Origin of the sequence: Pseudonocardia lacus, from assembly GCF_018531445.1 — a bacterium.
Classification (GTDB): domain Bacteria; phylum Actinomycetota; class Actinomycetes; order Mycobacteriales; family Pseudonocardiaceae; genus Pseudonocardia; species Pseudonocardia lacus.
Window position 1 is genome coordinate 1 of record NZ_JAHDTH010000419.1, and the last position, 2260, is coordinate 2260.

Below are 2260 nucleotides of genomic sequence, written 5' to 3' on the forward strand. Positions count from 1 at the left end.
CGGGCTGGCCGCGCGACGACGCCGACGCCGCGGCCCGGCTGGGCTGGCAGCGGGCCCGGCTGGCGGCGGTCGGGATGGCCGCGCGGGCCGGCTACCGGGAGGTCGCCGAGGCGGTGGCCGCGGTGCTCGACCGGCCGCTGACCAAGTCCGAGCTCAGCAGCGCGGTCACCGCGCGCATCCCACCCGCCCTGGCGCCGCACTGCCGGCCGTGCGGGACCGACCACGTGTCCGAGCAGCTGCTGCGACTGGCCGGGTTGGCCGGGGGGTTGCGCATCCGCCCGGACACCACGCCGCTGGTCGCCGAGCCGCTGCCCGACCCGGTCGGGATCCCGGCCGACGACGACGCCGACCTCGCCCGCGCCGTCGGCACCTACCTGAGGTTCTTCTCCCCCGCGACCGAGTCCGACGCCGCGGGCTTCCTGGGCACCAACCGCCGCGCCGTGCACCCCGACTGGCCCACCGACCTGGTCGCCGTCGAGGTCGACGGCCGGGCCGGGCAGCTGCCCGCCGACCAGCTCGACGCCGTGCGCGCGGCCCGCCCGGCCGACGTCGTGCGGCTCCTGCCGCCGTCCGACCCGCTGCTGCAGGGCCGCGACCGCGAGACGCTGGTGCCCGACCCGGCGCACCGCAAGGCGCTCTGGACCGCGCTGGGCTCGCCGGGCGCCGTGCTCGCCGGCGCGGACGTGGCCGGCGCGTGGCGCACCCGCAAGCGCGGCAAGCGGCTCGCGCTCACCGTCCAGCCGTTCCGCGCCCTCGCCCGGGGCGAGCGCGCGCTGCTGGAGGAGGAGGAGGCGCGGCGGCTGGCCGTGGTGCGCGGGATCGCCCCGGACGACGTGGAGGTCGCCCTCGACGAGGGCTGAGCGGCCCCGTCAGCCCTGCCGGCCCGGCAGCGCGGAGAGCAGTTCGCCGAGCGCGCTGCGCGCCGTGCTCAGCCGGGCGATGGCCGCGTCGAGGCGGGCGTCCTCGCGCTCCAGGTGCTCGACCACACCCGGGCAGGCCACCGGGACCAGGCGCCCGCCGTCGTCGTGGACGCAGTCGAGCACGTCGGCGATGACGGCCGTCGGCAGGCCGGCGGCCAGCAGGGCGCGGATGCGCGCCACCGCGGCGACGTCGGACTCGGCGTACTCGCGGTAGCCGTTGGGCAGCCGCCTCGGGCGCAGCAGGCCCTGCTCCTCGTAGTAGCGCAGCAGTCGCCCGCTGACCCCGGTCGCCCGGGACAGCGCTCCGATCCGCACCGCCGCCTCCGCACGTCCGGCTTGACCTTCACACCCGTGTCAGAGCTTAGCGTCGCGGCGTCGGACCGGGGTGCGAGCGAGGAGCGGGACGTGGCGGGAGCCGTGGTGATCGGGGCGGGGCCGGGGATCGGACGGGCGGTGGCGCGGCGCTTCGCCCGCGAGGGGCTGGCCGTGGCGCTGGTGGCCCGGCGGCGGGTCGAGCCGCTCGACGCGGACACCGTCGTGCTGGCCGCGGACGCGGCGGTGCCCGCTCAGCTGCGGGCCGCCCTCGACGACGCCGCGGCCCGACTCGGCCCGCCCGACGTGGTCGTCTACAACGCCGCGCTCATCCGCGCGGACGCCGTGGGCGAGCTGTCGGTCGAGGAGCACCAGCGGGCGTGGGCGGTCAACGTGCTCGGGGCGCTCACCGCCGCGGCGCACGTGCTGCCCGGGATGGCCGAGCGCGGGCGCGGCACGTTCCTGGTGACCGGCGGCATGCCCGAGCCGAAGCCGGAGTACGTGTCGCTCTCGCTCGGCAAGGCCGCCGTGCGGACCGCGGTGGACCTGCTCGACCGGCGGTACGGGCCGGCCGGGGTGCACGTGGCCACGGTCACCGTGGCCGGGGCCGTGGCTCCCGGGACGGCGTTCGACCCCGACGACATCGCCGAGCACTACTGGCGCCTGCACACCCAGCCGCGGGGGCGGTGGGTGCGCGAGGTCGTGCACGGGTAGCGCCGGGCTCAGTCGCTCAGGTCGCGCAGCGCCTGCTGGGCGGCCTCCAGCTCGGCGCGCAGCCGCTCCACGCGGTCGAGCTGGCGGGCGCGGGCCGCCTCCAGCGAGGACTCGATGGCCTCGGTGACGACCGGCGGCAACGCGCGGGCGGCCTTCGCGACCTCGCCCGGGGAGACCGGTGTGGGCCGGACAGTGCGCTTCTTGCCCACGACGACCTCGACCGACCACTCGCCCTCCGGCGTGGCCGCCAGCGTGACCGTGACACCGGCCGGCGGACGCGCCGGCGCCCGGCCCGCGCCCGGGCGGACGCGCTC

4 protein-coding genes are annotated in these 2260 nt (G+C 78.6%); 2 read left to right on the plus strand and 2 right to left on the minus strand.

All coding sequences use genetic code 11. The features are described 5' to 3' along the window. Nucleotides 1-860, plus strand: an 860-nt coding sequence (locus KIK08_RS38660) for a DNA glycosylase AlkZ-like family protein (RefSeq protein WP_214408271.1), incomplete at its 5' end; no start/stop codon positions are given. 9 nt (nucleotides 861-869) lie between these two features. On the opposite strand, the gene KIK08_RS38665 is transcribed toward KIK08_RS38660, so the two are convergent. Then, nucleotides 870-1235 (minus strand): MerR family transcriptional regulator, encoded by a 366-nt coding sequence (locus tag KIK08_RS38665; protein ID WP_214408272.1) that lies wholly within the window; start codon nucleotides 1233-1235, stop codon nucleotides 870-872. A gap of 90 nt (nucleotides 1236-1325) precedes the next feature. On the opposite strand from KIK08_RS38665, the gene KIK08_RS38670 reads away from it, so the two are divergent. After that, nucleotides 1326-1946 carry an SDR family NAD(P)-dependent oxidoreductase gene (locus tag KIK08_RS38670; RefSeq protein WP_214408273.1) on the plus strand — a complete coding sequence of 207 codons (621 nt, stop codon included), beginning with the start codon at nucleotides 1326-1328 and terminating at the stop codon, nucleotides 1944-1946. An 8-nt stretch (nucleotides 1947-1954) separates the two neighbouring features. Here the strand turns inward: KIK08_RS38670 and KIK08_RS38675 are convergent. Continuing rightward, the coding region (locus KIK08_RS38675) for a DUF6319 family protein (protein WP_250558660.1) at nucleotides 1955-2260 on the minus strand (306 nt) is incomplete at its 5' end.